Genomic DNA, 18972 nt, shown 5'->3' on the forward strand with positions numbered 1-18972 from the left:
TACTCTGACCTGATGTTAACGACGTGAGCAACCGTCGCGCCGGGGGCACAGCACAGTTCATCGACTTCAACCACCGCACCGCTTGCGAAACTCACACCTTAGGTAACTTCATCCCTCCATCCAGATCGCCATCGATGAACTTAAGGCCCACAATCAGATAAGGAATTGACGGCCTCCAAACTGCACATTAACTGACGCGCGCAATTTTCACAAAGCCATATCGGCAGTATTTTTACCCGATTAACTCGCGGAAGTAGAAGTCTCGGAACTCACTACTCTTAAAGACTGCATCCCGAGACACTCGAGGATGGCGACTTTGATACTCATCCACTGACGAAGCAAGCACGTCAAGTGCCCGCACGAGCGAGGAGAGCTTAAGGGGGCGCGTGAGACGATTGAAATTCTGCTCGAACCTGATATCTCTAGGATCGTTCACCTTTAGCTCCACAATTGCATAGCCTGCGGCGACGTAGAATCTCGCGTTGGTCCGCTCATCAAGCACGGACCGTGCCTCCTCTGTAGCGACGAAATCGTCAACTCCCTTCACAATCTCGATAGCTGCGAGGTAGACATTCCGATCCATTGAATCAGAGAAGAGGCTGTCATAGCCATCCTTTCTAGATAGCAATGTTGAGGGGCGAGCTCGTGCAGCATCGGGCTGACCAAACTTGAGCGTAATCAACGCTTGGGCCAAGAGGCTGATAGTTACACGTCGCTTTGCTGGCTTCCCTTGATTCTTGTAACGATTCTTTCGACGCTCGTAATACCAGTCATGAACGAGAAGAAACCTCTCAATGTCGCGCTGCAGAGATTGGGTAGCGTAGAGCGACGGGCTAGGAACTCGAGTCTGCCTATTCGTTCCGGCAATGATTCGATCGCGCGTGTCCTCGTCAATCGATTCGATGACGCGAACTACGACGCCATTGTCAAGACGTTCGGGCTCCAGGAGTCCGTCCCGCTCTGCGCGATGAAGGACATGCGAGGTCTGCAGGCCATTTACGATCAACGGTCGGGAAATCGTAAGCGCATTCTGTGGGCTATCCACCTTGTCGCCAAGCACGGTAACGCCATTATTTAGCCACCAGAACTCAGACTCGTCATTGCTTGCAAGGGTCTGACCTATCGCCTCATTGACGAGATTATCACCTTCGTAATCCCGCACATTCGACTCGAAGAGCTCTTCTCGGAGCACTCCAGCATCGCTCCTTACGAAATTTAGATAATCCCTCAGGGCGACTACCCCAAGAAAAGAGTTCGGCTCTCTGATCAGATTTCGGAACTGAAGTACGCCTGTTCTGGCAGGTTCCATCCCCGCAAGCCGGTACAGCCTCTCGACGCCGATATGCTCTGCCGAAACGAGTGCACCAGTCGTAAGAAGAGACCCTGCCAATCCCTCCACCAGCTTGCACTGCTCCTCGAGAGTATCGGTAATGTTCTTCTCCAGCGCACGAGTAACGTATCGAATATTGAACGTTACTTTGGGGAATTTAGGGGCGAGCGAGATCATTGCGCGTCTAACGATGCCGGTTTGCTCGACAACTTCTGCCCTATACAGAGATTCGAGCGTGGCGTCATCCGCATTCGTCGCAAGGAGTTTTGTGAGCGACGAGAGGAGATGCTCCCAGGCGGACTCCTCCCAGCGTTCCTTGTTCTTCGATTGAATAAGGAAGATTTCTAGCTCAGGATGGGATCCAAGCTTCTTTACGGCGGGGTCGCCGGGCTCCAGTATTGGATCATCCGAACTTAGGGCAGAGCCGTTCAGAAATACAAAGAAGCTGTCAACGCCCCCGTCCTTATCTCCGTCGACTACACCAGCAGCAAGTTCGTCAGCGGTAAGCTCGTAGGGCTTGAGCACTTGCGTAGCAGCGTACTTTTCAAAGACTTCGTCTGGGTCGTCGCCGGGGTACTCGTCCTCGCAATAGTCCCTGAATAGTGAGGCGACAACAAGCTGGTCGGCGTTGCTGGAACTCATTCTTTGATCCCCCCGTCGGGATTGGCTTCCGATCGTACCTGGAGTGGACATTTGTAGACTCTACTTTATTGCGTCTAAGCGTGCGCTAGCAGCTCTCTTCCTGCTCAACTGGCAGACCGCCAGCCCCGAGCACTGCCATCCCCGCCACCGGCAGTAGCGGCCACCACCAGGTCACGCCGCTCTCCCCCACCACGCCCACGGACGCCATGACGGCGAGGGCGGCAATGATGCAGGCGGCCGCGGCGATCGGCTTCCACACAGGCGGGGCAGGGCGGTCGTCGGCGCGCGGATCTTCAAAGCGGCCCATCACCAGCACCACGAGGCCCGTCAGCGCCAGCAGCACGAGCGCCCACAGCGGCCGGGTCGCCCACCACAGCCCCGTCAGTGGCTCGGGCAGCACCACCCGAGCATCGAGCGCCAGCAGCAGATGGGCGAGGCCCACCATGACGGTGAGGTGCCACAGGAACCAGGTCATGATCCGCTGGTTCACGAGCACGGTCACGAACCACAGCCTCGGCCGACGCAGCAGCGCCTCGAGCGGATTCTCGAGGGAGAGGACGAGGCCGGCCTGGAGCATGCCCAGGAACGCCATCGTCACGCGTGTCGGGCTCGAGTTGGAGATCGCGTCTCCCCCGGCGGTGATCATCGAGACCGGATACGGGCCCACCAGCACGAGCAGCACGAGGCCGACCAGACCGATTGCGGCCAGCAGCATCCGTCGGCCGATGCCGGAGAGTCGGCCGTCGAGCCAGGCGTAGCCGACCTGGTGGAACGCCGCCCAGACGAGGAGGTAGTTCGGGTAGCCGAGCAGCGGCTGGTCGGCGGCGATGCTGATCGCGTCGACGATCCCGGCGAGCGCGATGCCGCCCACGATCGACCACCACCCGAAGCGCTCCCACAGCCACAGGCACGGTGGGCCCACGAGGATCACCATCAGGTACGCGGCGAGGAACCAGGTGGGGATCAGCGCCATCTGGGAGGCGAGCTGCACCGTCGCATGCGGGGCGCCGAGCGCGACTGTGACTACGCCGATCACGAGCCAGGCGAGCAGCAGCGGGATCAGGGGGATGCCGAGGCGTCGGAGCCTCGTGCGCAGCCATTCGGCGTAACCGATCTCCTTGCGCCGGGCGGAGCGCCAGGAGAGGCCGTTGGAGTAGCCGCCGACGAGGAAGAAGATCGGCATGACCTGGAACAGCCAGGTCAGCGGGTGGGTCCACCTCGCGCCATCGAGGACGCCGTGCGGGAGGATCCCGCCGTCGGGGTCGACGGCGATGATCGTCCAGTGCCCGAGGACCACCACAGTGATCGCGGCGGCTCGGAGGAAGTCGACGACCCGGTTGCGGGAGGCAGGAGTCGCGGCGTCGACCTTCTCGGCGCGGCTCGGGCGCGTGCTCGTCATCGGGTCCTCTCCCTCGTCCCTGCGGCGGCGGAGCCGCTGGAAGTGGCGACAATCTACCCCGAGCTCCGCACTCCGCACGCGGGACCGGCTCGCTCTGGCGTCCCCGGCAAGAGCGCTTCTGCGCCTCGGCAGGGTCTGCGAGGCTCAGTCCATGACCGAACACCATCACGCCTCGCACGCCCACTCGCCCGCGCACGCCGAGCCGGACCCCGATCTCTCACCCACCGAGTACTGGGAGCAGCGCTACTCCGGCAGCGAGCGGGTCTGGTCAGGGAAGGTCAACGCGACCATGGCGTCGGTCGTCGCCGAGCTGTCACCGGGCACGGCGATCGACCTCGGCTGCGGGGAGGGCGGGGACGTGCTGTGGCTCGCCGAGCAGGGCTGGACTGCGCTCGGTCTCGACATCTCCGCCACTGCCGTCGGCCGGGCCCGTGACGAGGCCGCCGCGCGGGGGCTGGACGGGGCGAGCTTCGAGGCAGTCGACCTCGACGCCTGGGAGCCGGAGCCTGCATCGGTCGACCTGGTCACTGCGAGCTTCTTCCAGTCGAACGTGGCGCTGGACCGCGTCGCGATCCTGCGCCGCGCCATGACGGCGCTGCGCCCCGGCGGACGCCTGGTCACCGTCTCCCACGCCGCGCCGCCGTCCTGGGCGAAGGACCATCCGGCGAAGATGGTCTCCGTGCAGGACGAGGTGGAACAGCTCGGCGGCTCGGCCGAGGAGTGGGAGGTCGAGCTCGCGGAGGAGCGGCCGCGCACCGCGACCGCCCCCGACGGGTCGGCGGGCGAGCACCTCGACGCGGTGCTGGTGCTGCGCCGGCGCTGACGACCGCACGCCCTCAGCGGGTACAGCGGGCAGGAGCGGGACGCCCTCGTGGAGCGCGGGCATGACCGGTCAGGTCATGCCCACGCCGTCGGCCTCACTCGCAGCCGACCCCGTCGCCGTCCCGGTCCAGCTTCCTGCTGTAGCCGGGGTCGCCGGCGTGCACGGGGGCCGCACCGGCCGCTCGCGCGGCGTCGCAGTTCTTGTAGTAGGCGCTGCCTCCGCCGGAGCCGCTGTCGTTCGACTCCTCCTTCGGGGCAGGCTCGTACGCGGGAGCGGGCTCGGGTTCCGGAGCAGGCTCGGGCTCAGGGGCCGGCTCGGGCTCGGGGGCCGGCTCGGGCTCGGGGGCCGGCTCAGGCTCAGGCTCCGGCGCGGGCTCCTCCTCGGTCGCGACGACGTCGCCCTCGCCGGTCGCGGGCCACTGGTCGTCGTCCTTGATCGCGAGGAAGCCCTCACAGCTGCTGAGCACGCGCTCCATGGCGTCGGCCTCGGCGGGCTTGACCCACAGGTCGTACTTGTCCTTCACGGCGATCTGCCGGGCGACGTACTCGCAGCGGTAGTCCTTGTTCGGCGGGAGCCAGGTGGCGGCGTCGCCGTCGCTCTTCTGCCGGTTCAGGCTCGACTCGACCGCGAGGAGGTTCAGCGGGTCGTTGGCGAACTCGCGACGGGTCTGCTCGTCCCAGCTCGCGGCGCCGGTCTGCCAGGCGTCGGAGAGCGCCACGACGTGGTCGATGTCGACCGTGCTGTTCTCGCGATCGAAGTCGACGGTGTCGCCGCTGTACGGGGAGCCGAGGGTGCCGCGCTGGACGACGCAGCCGTTCGTGCCGCCCTTGAGGGTGATCGCGGTGAGGTCGCGGCGCAGGATGTCGTTGCGGGTGTCGCAGCCGTTGCGATCCATGTCGTCGCGCCAGCCGAACAGTTCGCGGTCGTAGTCGGTCTTCGGGGCGCGGCCCTTCTCGTCGAGTCCGGCGAGGACCGCGAGCGCCGTGCCCTCGGCCGCGACGGGCTCCGGGGTGAGGGTGGGAGTCGGGGCGGCCGTGGAGGTGGGCGCCGCGGTGGTGGGCGCCTCTGTGGTCGGAGCCTCCGTCGTCGGGTCCGCCGTGGTGGGTTCTTCCGACGGGACCGAGGCCTCCTCGAGGGCTGCGGACTCGGCGGCGGTCACCTCGGCAGGCGGGGGCGTCGGGGCGGTGGCGCCGAGGATCATCACGCCGACGAACCCGAGCGCGACCACTGCGGAGATTGCGCGCGAGGGCCACTTCATCGTCTCGAACTCGCGCAGGGGGCGGCCCTTGGAGTCCTTCACCTGGCCCATGGTCAGGAGCACCAGGTCGACGAGCCACCAGACGAAGAAACCTCCCGTAGTGACGAGCTTCAGCAGGCCGGTCTTCCACTTGCCGAGGTAGAAGCGGTCCACGCCCCACACCCCGAGGAACAGCGAGAGCACCCAGGCGATCGGGAAGCTCTTGGCCGGTGCCTGCATGGGGCGCTGCGGCTGCCGCGCCGAGGTGGCCGGCTCGAAGGGCAGGCCGCCCTGCGGGCTCTGACCGTACGTGGGCGCCGAGGGCCAGTTCTGGCTCCCGTCCGGGCGCGGCGGAGTCGGGTTCTGAGCGTTCATGCCCATCCTTCGTGATCGTCACCGATGTCCGTGCGCGGCACGGACCGGGGCGTCGGCGGCAGTCGCCCGTCCCCTGCGTCTCCACAGCAGAGACCCTTGAAGATTACGATTCAACGACCACGAATGAGCAGGACTTTCGTCCGATGCCGCCGACATCACACGGTTGTGCAGAAAATGGCAGCCCGGTTCTTCATGCCCACCCAGAGACACACCCCGAGGCTCCGGAGACTCAAGGCGCCGGCGCGCGCCTCATCCACGCATGAGCCGCCGACCAACCGTCTCGCCGTCCACAACCGAACGAGTACGTCGCTGGGCTACCTTGGCACCATGGAGGAACTGGACCCTGAACTCGCAATGGATGCGATCCGCCACCACGCTGCATACTCCGAAGAGGAGGTACCACAGTGCTACTGGGCCCAGGAGTGGGAGCTCAGGGCGATCAGAGTCGTCGACCTTCCGGAAAATGCCGAGCTTTCAGTGCAACTCGCCGACGCCTTGGGCGACCTTCCGGGCGTCAATGCAGAGGCGCGACTCTACGGCAGTAAGGGCAACCTCAAGGTGATCGTGACGCATGAGGCACCAACTCCGGGCGACCTTCCCGAATACTTTTCGTGTGCCGGATACTTGCAGATGCTAAGTAAGCAGGTTTCCGTGGCCCCGCCCGGACGCTCCAGGCTGACATACGCGAACGCAGATTCAGAATTCCCCGCCTGGCTTGCGGAGTACACGATCGAGGTCGAGGGAGAAACCCTCTACGATCTTGCCCTGCAAGGACATCGGATCGCCCATCAGGTCGAGTCCTCGTTCCTGGACAAGACATCGCATCTCACCAGCGTCTTCGAAGACCTCACTGAATCCGGGCACCTAGTCACTATCGCCGATGTCGACCGAGTCGATCGCGCTGTCAGCGCACACGAGAAGGGAGTTGCACTCGAGGATCTCATCGCGAACCTCTTTGTGTCCCTCGGCGGACTACAGTTAGACCCTCGGCACGGCAGAAATCTACGGACCGTCAATTCCGAGATCGACCACGTCTTTTACAATCGCGGCGTCACCCCCTGGGCTCACGGGTCCCCGCTAGTGATCACTGAATGTAAGAACTGGTCTGGCGCGGTCGAACGCTCCACTCTCGATAGCCTTGAGACGAAAATTCGCGACCGTGGAGGTCAATGCAGGGTAGGGGTCTTTATTTCGTGGGCGGGGTTTAGTGAAGGTTTCGAGACGCAACTCATCCGCGCATCTCGCGAACCGTTTCTGATCATTACCATGGACGGGCAGGGCATTCGTCGCGCCGTGAAGGACGGCAACTTCCGCTCCTACGTTCAAACACGCTATGAGGACGCAATCTCGCGCTAAATATCATCAAGTCAGCAATAGCACAACCAGCGTATCAAGGTGCGAGAAAGGCTGCGTCGTTGACGCAGCGCGGCGACGGCGGCCCCTCGAAGCCCCATCAGCACGATGCCGACGAAGACGAGCACGACGACTACGGCCGTGGTGGTGCGCGCGGAGGAGTCCCGCTCTCCCGGGTCCGCGCTCGCGGACACGACCGGGATGGGCCCGGCGTGGGTCGTCAGGGTAATCGTCGTGACCGGCGTGGACGTCGGGGGAGGCGACGAGAGACCGCTCAGTGCGTCACCGTCGTCTGCTGGTACAGCGTCAGCGCAGGCTCGCCGTCCACCAGCGTGTAGTGGCTCGACATCAAGGCCACGAACGGCTCGTCCTCGTCGTCACGCGTAGCAGTCGCCCTGTAGACCAGCGCGGCGCCGCCCACTCCCGTCGGCACCAGGCGTGCATCCTCAAGGCTGAATGTGGTCCAGGCGGGCGATTCGTCGAGGGTCGCGGCGACGGTGTCGCGGTCCAGGACCATGCCGTTGACGAGGATCATCACCGCGTCGGCCGTCATCAGCGCGCCGTAGAAGCGGCCTCCGTCGTGCCGGGTGAGGGACTCCCAACCGCGGCGCTCCAGGGCGAGCAGTGCGTCGAGCGTCAGCGGATTCTCCGTCATGTCGTCTCCTCGGTCGTCACGTCGGCGCGGGCCCTGCGGGCACCGTACCGAGGCGGCGGGACCCTCCGCCATGCGCCGCCCGTCGTTCACGGCAGGATCGCGTCGGTGTACCCGCCGTCCACGCGCAGCGCCCCACCGGTCGTGGCCGAGGCGAGCGGCGAGGCGAGGTAGACGACCATGTTGGCGATCTCCTCGGGCCGGATCAGGCGCTGCAGCAGCGACTGCGGGCGGTGCAGGCTCATGAACTCGGCCTCCGCCTCCTCCCAGGGCAGGGACGGATCCACCAGCTCGTAGACGAAGTCCTGCACGCCCTCGCTGTACGTGGGCCCGGCGATCACGGAGTTCACGGTGACGCCGGTGCCGGCGGCGTCCTTCGCGAAGCCGCGGGAGACGGCCAGCAGCGCCGTCTTGGAGACGCCGTAGTGGATCATCTCCGCCGGGGTGACGATCGCGGAGTCGCTGGCGATGTTCAGCACCCTCCCCCAGCCGCGCTCCTTCATGCCGGGCAGAGTCGCGCGGATCAGCCGCACGGCGGCCATCACGTTCACGTCCCAGTAGCGCTGCCACTCGGCGTCGGTGATCTCGAGCGCCGGCGCGGCGCCGAAGATGCCGAGGTTGTTCACCAGCACGTCCACCTCGCCCGCGGCCTCGAGCGCAGCGGCGAGACCGTCCTCGGCGGTGACGTCGCCGGGGGCGGCCACCAGCAGAGACGGGTCGACCCCGGCGCCGACCAGGGCATCGAGCGCCTCCTGCACCCGCTCTGCACTGCGGCCGTTGACCGCCACGCGCGCTCCGGCGAGCGCGAGCCGCTGGGCGATCGCGAGGCCGATGCCCTGCGTGGAGCCGCTGACGAAGGCCGTCCTGCCGGTCAGGTCCAGTTCGATCATGGGGCAACGCCGTCGGCCGACGGATCCTTCCCGCCTCCCGGCACGGAACGCCTCCCGGCGCCTCGCGCCGCCCGCTCAGCCCTCCCGCACCGCGGCCCGTCGCTTCTCCACCTGCCACACGATCAGCACGCCCACGGCCTGCGCGACCAGGAACAGCAGCATGTACGAGCCGCCCGCACCGGTGGAGCGGTCCTGGGCGATCCCGCCCCCGTAGGCGAAGACCGCGCCGATCCCGAACGCGAACACGTTGTTCATGGCGTGGAACGCGATCGACGCCTCGAGCCCGCGGCTGATCAAGGCCATGAGCGCCGTGCTGGTGCCGAGCCCGACATAGTTCAGCAGCATCCACGGATCCGCGGAGGTGTGCAGCAGGGCGAACAGAAGGGTCGACAGGCCGATCCCGACGGCGAGCGCGGGCCGGGCCGCCCGAAGCCACGAGCCGTAGGTGGCGCTCAGCACGCCGCGGAACACGATCTCCTCCGCCGCGGCCTGCAGCGGCGTGGTCACCACCACGATCACCAGCAGCACGACCGTCGTGCCTGTGACGGCGAACGCGGAGAGCGGGGAGGGCTGCACGAGGGGCAGCACGAGGTTAGCCACCACCATCAGGCCCGTGAACACCGCGGTCCAGCGACCCAGGCGACCCCACGAGAAGGCTCGGCCCACGGCGAGCACGCCCCTCCACGGCGTGCCGGTCACCAGTCGCAGGAGGGCGAGCGCGATCGGGGCCACCAGGATGATCGAGAGGTTGTAGGCGAGGAAGGAGAGCGGGGTGAGGCTCTTGTCGTCGGGATCCTTCCCCAGCATGCCCACCTCGACGAGGGCGGCACCCGCCAGGAGCAGGAGCTGCAGGAGGTAGGTCGCGCCGACCACCACGGCGGTCATCACCACGGGCTTCCACCAGCTCATGACGAGATGGGCGCCGAAGGGCCGGGCGGGGTCGACGGGGCGAGCGCGGGCGGCGGAGCGGTCAGTGGTGGCTGGGGTGGTCATGACGGTCCTTCCGGTCGGGTCGTGCGCGGTGTGCGGGCAGCGGCTCAGCGCAGGTGCCGGTCGAAGTGCGCGGCGATCGCGCGCTGCAGGCGGATCTCGTTCTCGGGGTTGCCGAAGCCGTGGCCCTCGTCGTCGGCCACCAGGTACTCGACCGGCACCCCGCGCTCGCGCAGCGAGGCGACGATCCGGTCCGACTCCCCCTGCATGACGCGGGCGTCGTTGGCGCCGTGGGCGATCAGCAGCGGGGTCGCGATCTGCTCGACCCTGCTGATCGGGGAGCGGGCGAGCATGTCCGCCTCCTGCGCGGAATCCTCGGGATCGCCGACGTAGGCGAGCCAGTTGCTCGCGACGTACGGACGGCTCACCGGGGGCAGGCTGCGCACGAAGCTGCTCAGGTCCGCGATGCCGACGAGGTCGACGGCCGCGGCGAAGCGCTCCGGGGTGAAGGCGGCGCCGACGAGCGCGGCGTACCCGCCGTAGGAGCCGCCCATGATCCCCACCCTCGCCGGGTCGGCGAGACCGCGGTCGACGGCCCAGTCCACCGCATCCAGGAGGTCCGTGTGCATGGCGCCGGCGAACTCCCCCCGAGCGGCGAGGGTGTGGCGTCGGCCGTACCCGGAGGAGCCGCGGAAGTTCACCTGCAGCACGGCGTATCCGCGGTCTGCCAGGAACTGGGCCTGCGCGCTGAAGCCCCAGCTGTCATGCACCCACGGCCCGCCGTGGACCACGAGCACGAGCGGCAGGGCCCGGGCCGGGACGCCGACGGGCACCGTGAGGAAGCCGGCCAGCGGCAGCCCGTCCCGGGCGGTGAACGAGACCGGCTCCATCGGGGCGAGATGCGCCGGATCCAGGTGCGCACGGGCACCCGGCAGGCGACGGCTGTCGCCGGTGGCGTGGTCGTACAGCCATGCCTCCGGCTCCCGGTCGTGCAGGAAGGTCGCGACCCAGCGCCTGCCGGAGTTGTCGGAGCTCAGGGAGCCGAGCACGCCCTCCGAGAGCGCGGAGAGCGCCGTGTGCACCTCGGCGAATCCCGGGTCGACCACCTCGATGTGGGGGCGCGGCCCCGTGAAGCGGGCAGCGAGGATCTCGCCGCTGGTGCGGTCGGTGTACAGGGTGGGCGGCAGCACCCCGGGGGCCAGCACGCTCATGATGTCCAGGCTTCGTCCCGGGACGGCGGCGAGCACGCTCACCTCCGCGGTCTCCCGGTCCACGCGCACCAGCTGCAGGTCGTCGCCGTCCAGGTAGGTGCCCAGGACCAGTCCCGTGCCGTCGGGGGTCGAGCGGCGCACCTCGACCCCCATCGGCTGCTCGACGCCGCCCGCGCGCAGCAGCAGGCGCTCCTGCCCGGTCCCGGGGTCGATCGCGCTGAACTCGGTGACCCCGTCGGCGGCGACGCGGGAGAGGAACGCCGGCTGGCCGTTCCCGTCCAGCAGCAGGTCCGCTCCGGCCTCGGCCTGCTCGTGCAGCAGGGCGGTCTCCCCGCTGGCCACATCGATCCCGAACATGTCCAGGCTCGCGGGTCGCGGGTTCATGGTGGCCAGCACCGTCCCGGGCCGGGCGGACAGCGGCTCCGCGGAGAACACCCGCGATCCCGGCTCCAGCGGGGTCAGGTCCCGGGCGTCGGCCTCGGGGTGCTCGAGGTCGACGCGTAACAGGTGCCAGTCCTCGTTGCCGTCGGTGTCCTGCAGGTAGAGCAGCCAGCGCGGGTCGTCGGACCAGAAGAAGGTGAGGATGCCGCGGCGGGTGTCGTGGGTGACGCGCCGCGCCTCCTCGTGCTCCTGGTCGATGCCGCGCACCCAGACGTTCCTGCGCCCGTCGGACGGGGCCAGGTAGGCGAGCGATGCGCCGTCGGGCGAGATCACGGGGTGGGAGAAGGCAGGGTCGCTGAACAGGTCCTCGGGCTCGAAGCGGCGGGGTGCCGGGGTGGCGTGGCGGGTGTCCGGGCGGGTGGTCATGAGCGTCTCCTCGGTCTCGATGGCGATGACCGCACCGCACACCGTGCCCCGGGGGCACGGTCAAGGGATCCCTTCCCCGCCCGCCTCCGAGCAGGGATGATGTCCGCATGCTCGAACGGCCCGCACCTGCATCGCCCCTCCCTGCACCGTCCCTGCCCGGCGCCCCCTGATGGCCTGGAGCACGCGCCGGCTCGCCCAGCTCGCGGGCACCACCGTCAAGACGATCCGGCACTATCACTCGATCGGCCTGCTCGAGGAGCCCGACCGGGCCGGCAACGGCTACAAGCAGTACGAGACCGCGCACCTGGTGCGTCTGCTGCAGATCGCACGGCTGCGGGAGCTGGGGATGCCGCTGGCGGACATCGCCGAGCTCGAGACCTCCGGGGAGACCTTCACCCAGACCCTGAGCACCCTCGATGCGCAGCTGGCCGAGTCGATCGCCCGCAGCCAGGAGCTGCGCGCCGAGATCGCCGAGCTGCTGCGGCATGACGCCGAGGCCGACGTCCCGGCGGGCTTCGCCTCCGTCGCCGACGCCCTCACCCCTGCCGACCGTGCGATCGTCATGATCAGCGAGCGCATGTTCGACGGGCAGGGCATGGAGGACCTGCGCGAGATCGCCGCCGACCACCAGGAGGCCGACGACGCGTTCAACGCACTCCCGTCGGACGCGGACGAGGAGGAGATCGACGCCGTCGCCGCGGATCTCGCTCCGGTGCTGCGCACCATCCACGAGGAGCATCCCGGCACGAAGAACCCGCCCCTTGGGCCCGAGCGGCGCTCGTCCCTGCCCGACCTCACCCAGGCGGTCACCGAGCTGTACAATCCTGCCCAGGTCGAGGTGCTGCGCAGGGCATATGTGCTCGCGCACGAGTCACCGGCGGACACGCACCGGACGGACGGCGCAGGGTGTTCCGACGACCGACCGAGACCCGTCGGCGATCGCGCGCAGGCGACCGATCAGGGGAACCGGCCCGATCACGGCGCCTGAGGTCGCGGTGAGTCCACGGTGAGCACCGCGTCGACGACCGTGCGCAGCACCTCGGTCTCGACCTCCGCCTGCGCGTCATCGGCGGGCAGGGCCCGCTCCAGCGCGAGACCGTCGAGCACCGTCTCCAGGAAGCGTGCAGTGCGGGGCACGTCCGCGACGGCGAGGGCGCCCTCCTCCGCGAGCTGGTGCAGCCAGCCCTCCGTGCGGCGACGACCATCGCGTCGCATCGCCAGATACGCCTCCCGGACCTCGGCGGTCGGCTCCACGGTGACGAACGTGCTCACGAGGCGACCGGTCGCCGCCCGCGCCTCCGGTCCCGTCCCGGCCAGGTCGAGCACTCCTCGCAGGCACGCCATGAGACGGTCCCTCGCCGGCACCGCCGTGTCGTGGAGGTCGACCTCCGGCATCATCCAGTCGTAGATCCTTCGCATGACCTCGTCCCTCAGCGCCTGCTGGCTCGGGAAGTGGTGCCGCAGCGACCCGGCGCTCACCCCCGCCCGGGCGGCGACCGCACGCACGCTGAGACGTGCCGTCACCCCGGACTCCGCGATGATCGCGGCGGCCGCGGCGAGGATGCGCTCTCGACTGCTCTGCTCCCGACCGGCGTGCCCGGCGGCGTCCGCCGCACCATCGGTGCTCTTCCTACGCTCGTCCATGCACCCCCTCCTTTCGTCCGATACAGCGTACCAATACAGCGTGCTAGCGTCGTCGACGACCCGCCAGCACAGTGTGCTGGCAGCAGGACCGCGCGGAGGGACGAGAGATGTTCGCACGATGGAGACGACGACGGGCACTCGCCCGGGTCGAGCCCGGCGACGGCAGCACTCTGCGCCGTTTCCGCTGGTGGCAGCAGCTGAGTCGCTCGCTGTACCACCTCGACACCCCGTCCGCCGGCACAGAGGGCGGCGCCCCGGTGCGCTGGTCGGTCGACGTGCGGCAGTGGAGGACCGACGACAACGGCTACGTGAAGGTCCACCTCCACCGCGACGGCCGGGAGCACTCAGTCGCGCGAGCACCCGCGTTCTTCCCCGTCGACGGCGGCACGATCGAGGTGGCCACGAGCAGTTTCGGGCTCCGGCGCTGCCACCTCGTCACCGAGGACGGCACGGAGCAGCAGCTCACCCCGGACCCCCGCTCGGCCGAAGGACGACGGGCCCGTCTCGAGCGGCGACGGCCTGCCCTGAGCCGCGCGGTGGGAGCCGTGTCGATCATGACGCTCCTCGTCGGCGTGGCGCTGCTGCTCCAGCAGATCGCCGTCCCGCTGCTGCAGATCCCACCGGTCGCCGCGCGCATCGGCCCTGTCGAGCCCCTGATCGACCTCCCGACCTGGCTCGCCATCGCCGTGGCGGTCGCCGCGGCCGCAGCCAGCACCGAACGGGCGCTGCGTCTGCGCTACCGCTGGTACCTGGACGCGGCCGGGAACTGAGCGCCGTCGACGCCGCCGCACCGACGACCCCCACGCCCGACTAACCCGAGAGGACAGAGATCATGACCGACCGACCCGAGGAGGCCGCGACCATGACCGCAGAAGATCGTCACGACGAGAACCGACGTTTCGGCGCGCACCTGCACCTGCGCTGGTGGATGCCCTTCCTCGTCCTCCTCCTACCGCCGCTGGTGATGATCCTGCTCCAGATCGTCCTGTTCCAGGCGGCTTCCCTCGTCGAAGGCGGCACACAGGGCTCCGAGACTGTCGGGCCGCTGCAGCTGCTCGCCGTGAACCTGTCCATGGGGATCACCGGCGTGCTCACCGTGCCGGTCGTCGCCCGGATGGCCGGCGCCCCGTGGCGGAGTCTGCTGAGCCACCCCCGCCGACCCGTCCGCCGTCGCCTGGGGATCTACCTGCTGTGGGCTCTCGGGATCACCGTGCTCTCCAACGGCATGCTCGCTCTGCTGGCCCCCGAGCGGACCGGGTGGACGGACTTCGCCGTCACCGGCACGACCATCGGCCTCCTGGCGGTGATCGTGCTGACCACGCCGCTGGCGGCGCTCGCCGAGGAGCTCATGTTCCGCGGCGCCGCGATGCCGGCGGTCGCGTCCTGGGTCCGCCCCGAACGGATCGCGCTGGCCCTCGGTGCGGTGGTCTCGGCCGTCGCCTTCGCGCTGACGCACATGTCCACCGATCCGTGGCTGTTCGGCTACCACCTGTTCCTCGGCCTGGCCACGGCCGCGATGGCGATCGGCAGCCGGGGGCTCGAGGCGCCGATCGCCTTCCATCTGGCGAACAACACCTTCACCGCGGTGCTGAACGCGCTGCTGGCGGGAGGGGGCGGCTTCGACGTGCAGCGAACGGCCGGCGCCGGTGGCCCCCACCTGCTGCTGCCGGCGGCGCTGGTGCTCGTGCTGCTCGCGGCGGTGCTGCTGCGCGAACGGCGACTCCCGGACCGTTCCCGGACGGCCTCGGCGGTCAGCTGACCCCGCCCGGCCGCTGAGCTCGAGTGATCACCTGTGCCGAGGCGACGTGCCGGAGTCCGCGCCGGTCCTGGGGCGCGCGGACGCCGGCGGTGGTCTGTGGGAGGACCGTCGAGCGGTGGGAGGTCAGAGCCCCATCAGCACAGCGAGCACGAAGGCGAGCACGAGCGCCGCCGTCACGCCCGCGGTGGTGCGCCAGGAGCTGTCCCGCTCCCCCGCATCCGCGCTCGCGGAGACGACCGGCACCGGTCCGGTCTGGGTCGTCGGGGCCATCTCGTGACCGAGGGGGATGTCGGGGCGAGGATCCATACCGGAGGCCTCCTTCAGCGGTGTGTGGGGACGCGCCTGATGCACGACGGGTCCTGCCAGGTCAGTCGGAGAAATCGTGCGCCGCGGCGCACCGGGCAAGATTAGGGTCCTCGCGGGCGCGCGCGAAAGGCGCTGTCCAGCACCCGTCAGGGGGATCACACCGGCCCGTCGCGGCACGCGTGCCGCCCGTGACGCCAGCCCACCCCACGGCGTCCCGGCGGCGGGAGCGGATCCCCCGATCCGACTCCCGCCCCCGCTGGGCCACGGCCCTGGCGACGGACCTCCGCCGCCACCGCGGAGATCCGTCACCGCTCTCCCCCGAGAGTCCCGCACCCAGTCCCTGAAAGGTAGGCCGAGTGCGCCGGATGCGCGATGGGGCGAACTGCCTGGGGAGAACTCCCCATGCCCGGCCGGAGCGTCTCACCCTGCTCCGCCCTCGCCCTCGAATATGACTCGACGCGCCCGCCGCCCGACCACCGCCTCCCCCACTCGGTCCGTCCTGCCGCCGTCCATCTCCGCCTCAGGTGCTCGCGGTAGCCTTCCAGCACGCCCAAGACGAGGCGTGCGCACGGCCGAGACGGCGGTCCTCCGCCCCACCGGTCGGCGCCCGACCCTCGTCACCGTCCCCGGGGAGGACAGCGAGTCCCAGTGAGCGCAGGAGAGACACCGCCCGCCGAGCGGCCGGACAGCGGGAGCTGCCGGCTCCCGGACCCTCACGCGTCCGAGAACGCCCCGCGTGCCGAGCCGCCCGCCCCGGACGCCAGCACGTCGGCCGATTCCGTCGCCGCCCAGCCCACCGCCCCCGGCGACCGCGACCTGCCGTGGAAGGCGACCGCGGAGCGCCGCGACCTGTGGGGTCCGCGCGAGACGACGCTCGAGGGCTCGGTCCACGGCCCCGCCTCCCGCGAGGTGTCCCTGCCACGACCCTCCTGGCTGCTGCGGCTCGGCGGACCCGTCGTGCTCGGTGCCCTGGCCGGGCTGGCGACGCTGATCGTCGTGCTCGGCACGGGCCTCGGCGGCCCCGTGCTGGCCCTCGGCGCGGGGGTCGGGGTCGGCGTGCTCGCCCTCGGCGGGGTGGGTGTGGCCGTGAACCGGCCCCGGAGCGCCCGGCCCGCCCGCCCGGTGCTGGATGCGAGCGTCTCCGGCGGCACCCGCGACGTGCTCGAGCGGATCCTCGCCGCCGACGAGACCACCCGTGCCCGCGTGCGCGAGCTGCGCCCGCAGGCCGCCGCCGCACCCGCCGCCGCAGTGCTCGACGACGTCCACTCGTTGCTGACCAGGATCGATGCCCTCGTCGGCGCGGAGCAGCTGCAGTCACTGCGCCCCTCGTCCGGAGAGGTGACGATGCTCGAGGGCATCTCCACCCGGTACGTCCCCGACCTCGTCGACGCCGCTGCGGACATCCTCGGCTTCCTTCGCACCTTCGCCGGCTCCGCCCGCGAGGAGGCGCTCGAGAACCTGGCCTCGATCGACCGCCAGCTCGCCGTGCTCGCCGAGGGCGTCGAGCGGATCGAGAGCGACCTCGTCGGCGGGGTCTCCCACTCCCTCGAGGTGCACTCCGAGTTCCTGCGCCAACGCTTTGCCGACCAGCACCTCGACCCGATCATCGACGTCTGACCCGCCCGCACGGGCACACCTGACCAGCCAGAACCCGCGACCCGCCCAGGAGGCACCGATGGACAAGCTCCAGCCGCCCACCCCCGCCCAGGACATCACCCCGGCCGAGCCGGTCGAGGAGATCAGCGACGACGACGCGGTCTCCGTGCTCCCCGATCTCCCCGCCGAGAAGCAGCAGGAGCTCGAGCAGCGGGCCGACGCCTGGGTCGACCAGGTCTCCGCCCTGAACCCCCACTCCCAGGAGTTCACCGCGCAGGTCAACGCCCTCGGCGCGGTCGCGCGGCGCACCTTCGAGCGCACCTCGCAGACCTCCTCGCGCTTCATGGAGCAGTCGCTGCGGGACGCGAAGGACAAGAAGGGCAGCGCCCAGGAGAACGTCGCGAAGTCGCTCACCGAGCTGCGGACCACCATGGAGGAGCTCGCGCCGAAGGAGGAGACCTTCGCCGACAAGGCGCTCGGCTTCCTGCCCGGCCGCAACCGCGCCAAGCGCTACTTCCGCAGCTTCGAGTCGAACCAGGACCAGCTCGACCACGTCCTCGGCGCGCTCTCCCGCGGCCAGGAGGGGCTCCAGCGCGACAACGCCGAGCTCGCCGTCGAGCGCCGCGCCCTCTGGGAGGACCTCGGCGCCCTCCAGAAGGCCTCCCACCTGCTAGGGCTGCTCGACGAGCGGACCGTGCGCAAGGCCGAGGAGCTGCGCGCCTCCGGCAAGCAGGCCGACGCCGACGCGCTCGAGCGGGACGTGCTCTTCGCCGTCCGCCAGCGCCGCCAGGACGTCGCCACCCAGATCGCGGTGACCGTGCAGGCCTACCTCTCGATGGGTGTCATCGAGGACAACAACACCAAGCTCCAGCAGGGCGTGGAGCGGGCCCGCACCACCACCGTCACCGCGCTGCGCACCGCGGTGATCACCGCGCAGGCGCTCGAGAACCAGAAGCTCGTGCTCGACCAGATCGACGCGGTCAACGCCACCACCGACAACCTCATCTCCTCCACCTCGAAGATGCTCGCCGACAACTCGGTGAAGGTGCAGCAGCAGGCCGCGAGCTCCGGCGTCTCCGCCGAGACGTTGCAGAAGGCCTTCGACAACCTGTTCACCACGATGGACGGCATCGACTCCTTCCGCACCCAGGCCAACCAGAACTTCCTCACCACGGTGACGAACCTGGAGCAGCAGGTCGAGCGGGCGCGGCCGTACATGGAGCGGATGCAGAAGGAGCGCCCCGAGCACGAGGAGATCGAGAGCGCGGCGAGCCTGCTGGAGATCGAGGACCGCTGAGCCCGGCGGCTCCTCGCTCCTTTCGGCGGGGATCTGCACAAAGGGGCTCCCAGCGGCACGCTGAGGAGCTGAGCGCCGCGGCGTGCCGCTCAGCGCCCCTTTCTGCAGACGCCCACCGCTCTCGGGGCGGTGGTCGTGCGGCTCAGGCCCAAGCCGACGCGTGCCTCGAGCAGCCCGTCCAGGCCCGCGGTCTCGCGGGGCCCGTCGGCCGCCCCGATGGTCAGCACGATCCGCCGCCCGGAGGGGTCGAGGATCTCGCGGATCCCGTCGAACACGTCGGCATAGAGGTCGTTGTGCAGGTCGGCGACGAAGACGCCGATCGCGCCGGCGCCGCGCCCGGCGAGGTCGGCGGCGACGCGGTCGTGGCGGTAGCCGAGGCGTCGCGCGACCTCGAGGATGTGCTCGCGGGTGCCGCCGCTGACCCCGTGGGCGTCACGCATCGCGATCGAGACGAGGGCGCGGGAGACCCCGGCCTCGCGGGCGATGTCCTCCATGGTGATGCGGCGCGGGCGGGCGGGGGTGCCCGCCGACGACGCCCCGGCTCCCTGCGGTGCAGCGGTGCGTCGGGCTGGGCTCTGGGCCCCGTCGGAACTCCTGGTCACCCGGCCGACAGCAGCAGGGGAGCGCTCCAACGATCGGGCGCCGGACTGCGCAGGATCGGACCATCGCCGCCGAGCACCGGGGTCTAGCGTGGTCACCCCGAGGAACCCCGATGGAGGAG

17 protein-coding genes are annotated in these 18972 nt (G+C 69.3%); 7 read left to right on the plus strand and 10 right to left on the minus strand.

The window, feature by feature from the left end:
* Nucleotides 1–232 precede the first annotated feature (232 nt).
* Nucleotides 233–1972 carry an AIPR family protein gene (locus Y09_RS16960; RefSeq protein ID WP_159419666.1) on the minus strand — a complete coding sequence of 580 codons (1740 nt, stop codon included), beginning with the start codon at nt 1970–1972 and terminating at the stop codon, nt 233–235.
* Nucleotides 1973–2057: 85 nt separating this feature from the next.
* Complete coding sequence (locus Y09_RS14215; RefSeq protein ID WP_053918358.1) at nt 2058–3371, minus strand: acyltransferase; 1314 nt, start codon at nt 3369–3371, stop codon at nt 2058–2060.
* Between the two features lie 151 nt (nt 3372–3522).
* Here Y09_RS14215 and Y09_RS14220 point away from each other — a divergent pair, with 151 nt between their 5' ends.
* Nucleotides 3523–4194: a bifunctional 2-polyprenyl-6-hydroxyphenol methylase/3-demethylubiquinol 3-O-methyltransferase UbiG gene (locus Y09_RS14220; protein ID WP_053918360.1), complete on the plus strand. Its 672-nt coding sequence runs from the start codon at nt 3523–3525 to the stop codon at nt 4192–4194.
* 94 nt (nt 4195–4288) lie between these two features.
* Here the strand turns inward: Y09_RS14220 and Y09_RS14225 are convergent, their stop codons facing one another.
* Entirely contained in the window at nt 4289–5806 is a 1518-nt protein-coding gene (locus Y09_RS14225; protein ID WP_053918362.1) for a DUF1524 domain-containing protein, read from the minus strand.
* A 327-nt stretch (nt 5807–6133) separates the two neighbouring features.
* Between Y09_RS14225 and Y09_RS14230 the strand changes: the two genes are divergently transcribed.
* On the plus strand, nt 6134–7162 hold the full coding sequence (locus tag Y09_RS14230) for a restriction endonuclease (protein WP_053918365.1): 1029 nt from the start codon (nt 6134–6136) through the stop codon (nt 7160–7162).
* Nucleotides 7163–7433: 271 nt separating this feature from the next.
* On the opposite strand, the gene Y09_RS14235 is transcribed toward Y09_RS14230, so the two are convergent.
* From Y09_RS14235 to Y09_RS14250, 4 genes are all read right to left on the minus strand, one after another.
* Nucleotides 7434–7814, minus strand: a complete 381-nt coding sequence (locus Y09_RS14235) for a nuclear transport factor 2 family protein (protein WP_053918367.1) — start codon at nt 7812–7814, stop codon at nt 7434–7436.
* An 86-nt stretch (nt 7815–7900) separates the two neighbouring features.
* A complete protein-coding gene (locus Y09_RS14240) occupies nt 7901–8701 on the minus strand; it encodes an SDR family NAD(P)-dependent oxidoreductase (RefSeq protein WP_371440369.1) in 801 nt (266 codons plus the stop codon).
* Nucleotides 8702–8776: 75 nt separating this feature from the next.
* Nucleotides 8777–9694 (minus strand): CPBP family intramembrane glutamic endopeptidase, encoded by a 918-nt coding sequence (locus Y09_RS14245; protein ID WP_082358869.1) that lies wholly within the window; start codon nt 9692–9694, stop codon nt 8777–8779.
* Between the two features lie 44 nt (nt 9695–9738).
* Nucleotides 9739–11649, minus strand: a complete 1911-nt coding sequence (locus tag Y09_RS14250; RefSeq protein WP_053918445.1) for a S9 family peptidase — start codon at nt 11647–11649, stop codon at nt 9739–9741.
* Nucleotides 11650–11818: 169 nt separating this feature from the next.
* On the opposite strand from Y09_RS14250, the gene Y09_RS14255 reads away from it, so the two are divergent.
* Nucleotides 11819–12637: a MerR family transcriptional regulator gene (locus tag Y09_RS14255; protein ID WP_082358870.1), complete on the plus strand. Its 819-nt coding sequence runs from the start codon at nt 11819–11821 to the stop codon at nt 12635–12637.
* On the opposite strand, the gene Y09_RS14260 is transcribed toward Y09_RS14255, so the two are convergent.
* Entirely contained in the window at nt 12625–13293 is a 669-nt protein-coding gene (locus Y09_RS14260) for a TetR/AcrR family transcriptional regulator (RefSeq protein WP_082358872.1), read from the minus strand. The genes Y09_RS14255 and Y09_RS14260 overlap by 13 nt on opposite strands.
* 107 nt (nt 13294–13400) lie before the next feature.
* On the opposite strand from Y09_RS14260, the gene Y09_RS14265 reads away from it, so the two are divergent.
* A complete protein-coding gene (locus tag Y09_RS14265) occupies nt 13401–14063 on the plus strand; it encodes a hypothetical protein (protein ID WP_053918369.1) in 663 nt (220 codons plus the stop codon).
* A gap of 62 nt (nt 14064–14125) precedes the next feature.
* A complete protein-coding gene (locus Y09_RS14270) occupies nt 14126–15052 on the plus strand; it encodes a CPBP family intramembrane glutamic endopeptidase (RefSeq protein WP_234695752.1) in 927 nt (308 codons plus the stop codon).
* Between the two features lie 123 nt (nt 15053–15175).
* Here Y09_RS14270 and Y09_RS14275 read toward each other — a convergent pair whose 3' ends face one another.
* A complete protein-coding gene (locus tag Y09_RS14275; RefSeq protein WP_053918371.1) occupies nt 15176–15358 on the minus strand; it encodes a hypothetical protein in 183 nt (60 codons plus the stop codon).
* A gap of 648 nt (nt 15359–16006) precedes the next feature.
* Between Y09_RS14275 and Y09_RS17340 the strand changes: the two genes are divergently transcribed.
* Nucleotides 16007–16975 (plus strand): hypothetical protein, encoded by a 969-nt coding sequence (locus tag Y09_RS17340; protein WP_053918374.1) that lies wholly within the window; start codon nt 16007–16009, stop codon nt 16973–16975.
* A 58-nt stretch (nt 16976–17033) separates the two neighbouring features.
* Nucleotides 17034–18251, plus strand: coding sequence for a toxic anion resistance protein (locus tag Y09_RS14285; protein ID WP_053918384.1), 1218 nt, complete (start codon nt 17034–17036; stop codon nt 18249–18251).
* 89 nt (nt 18252–18340) lie between these two features.
* Here the strand turns inward: Y09_RS14285 and Y09_RS16975 are convergent, their stop codons facing one another.
* The gene (locus Y09_RS16975) at nt 18341–18853 is read right to left on the minus strand and encodes a LacI family DNA-binding transcriptional regulator (protein ID WP_159419667.1); all 513 of its coding nucleotides are present in this window, start codon (nt 18851–18853) and stop codon (nt 18341–18343) included.
* Nucleotides 18854–18972: the final 119 nt, after the last annotated feature.

Origin of the sequence: Brachybacterium sp. SW0106-09 (genome assembly GCF_001293905.1) — a bacterium.
Classification (GTDB): Bacteria; Actinomycetota; Actinomycetes; order Actinomycetales; family Dermabacteraceae; genus Brachybacterium; species Brachybacterium conglomeratum.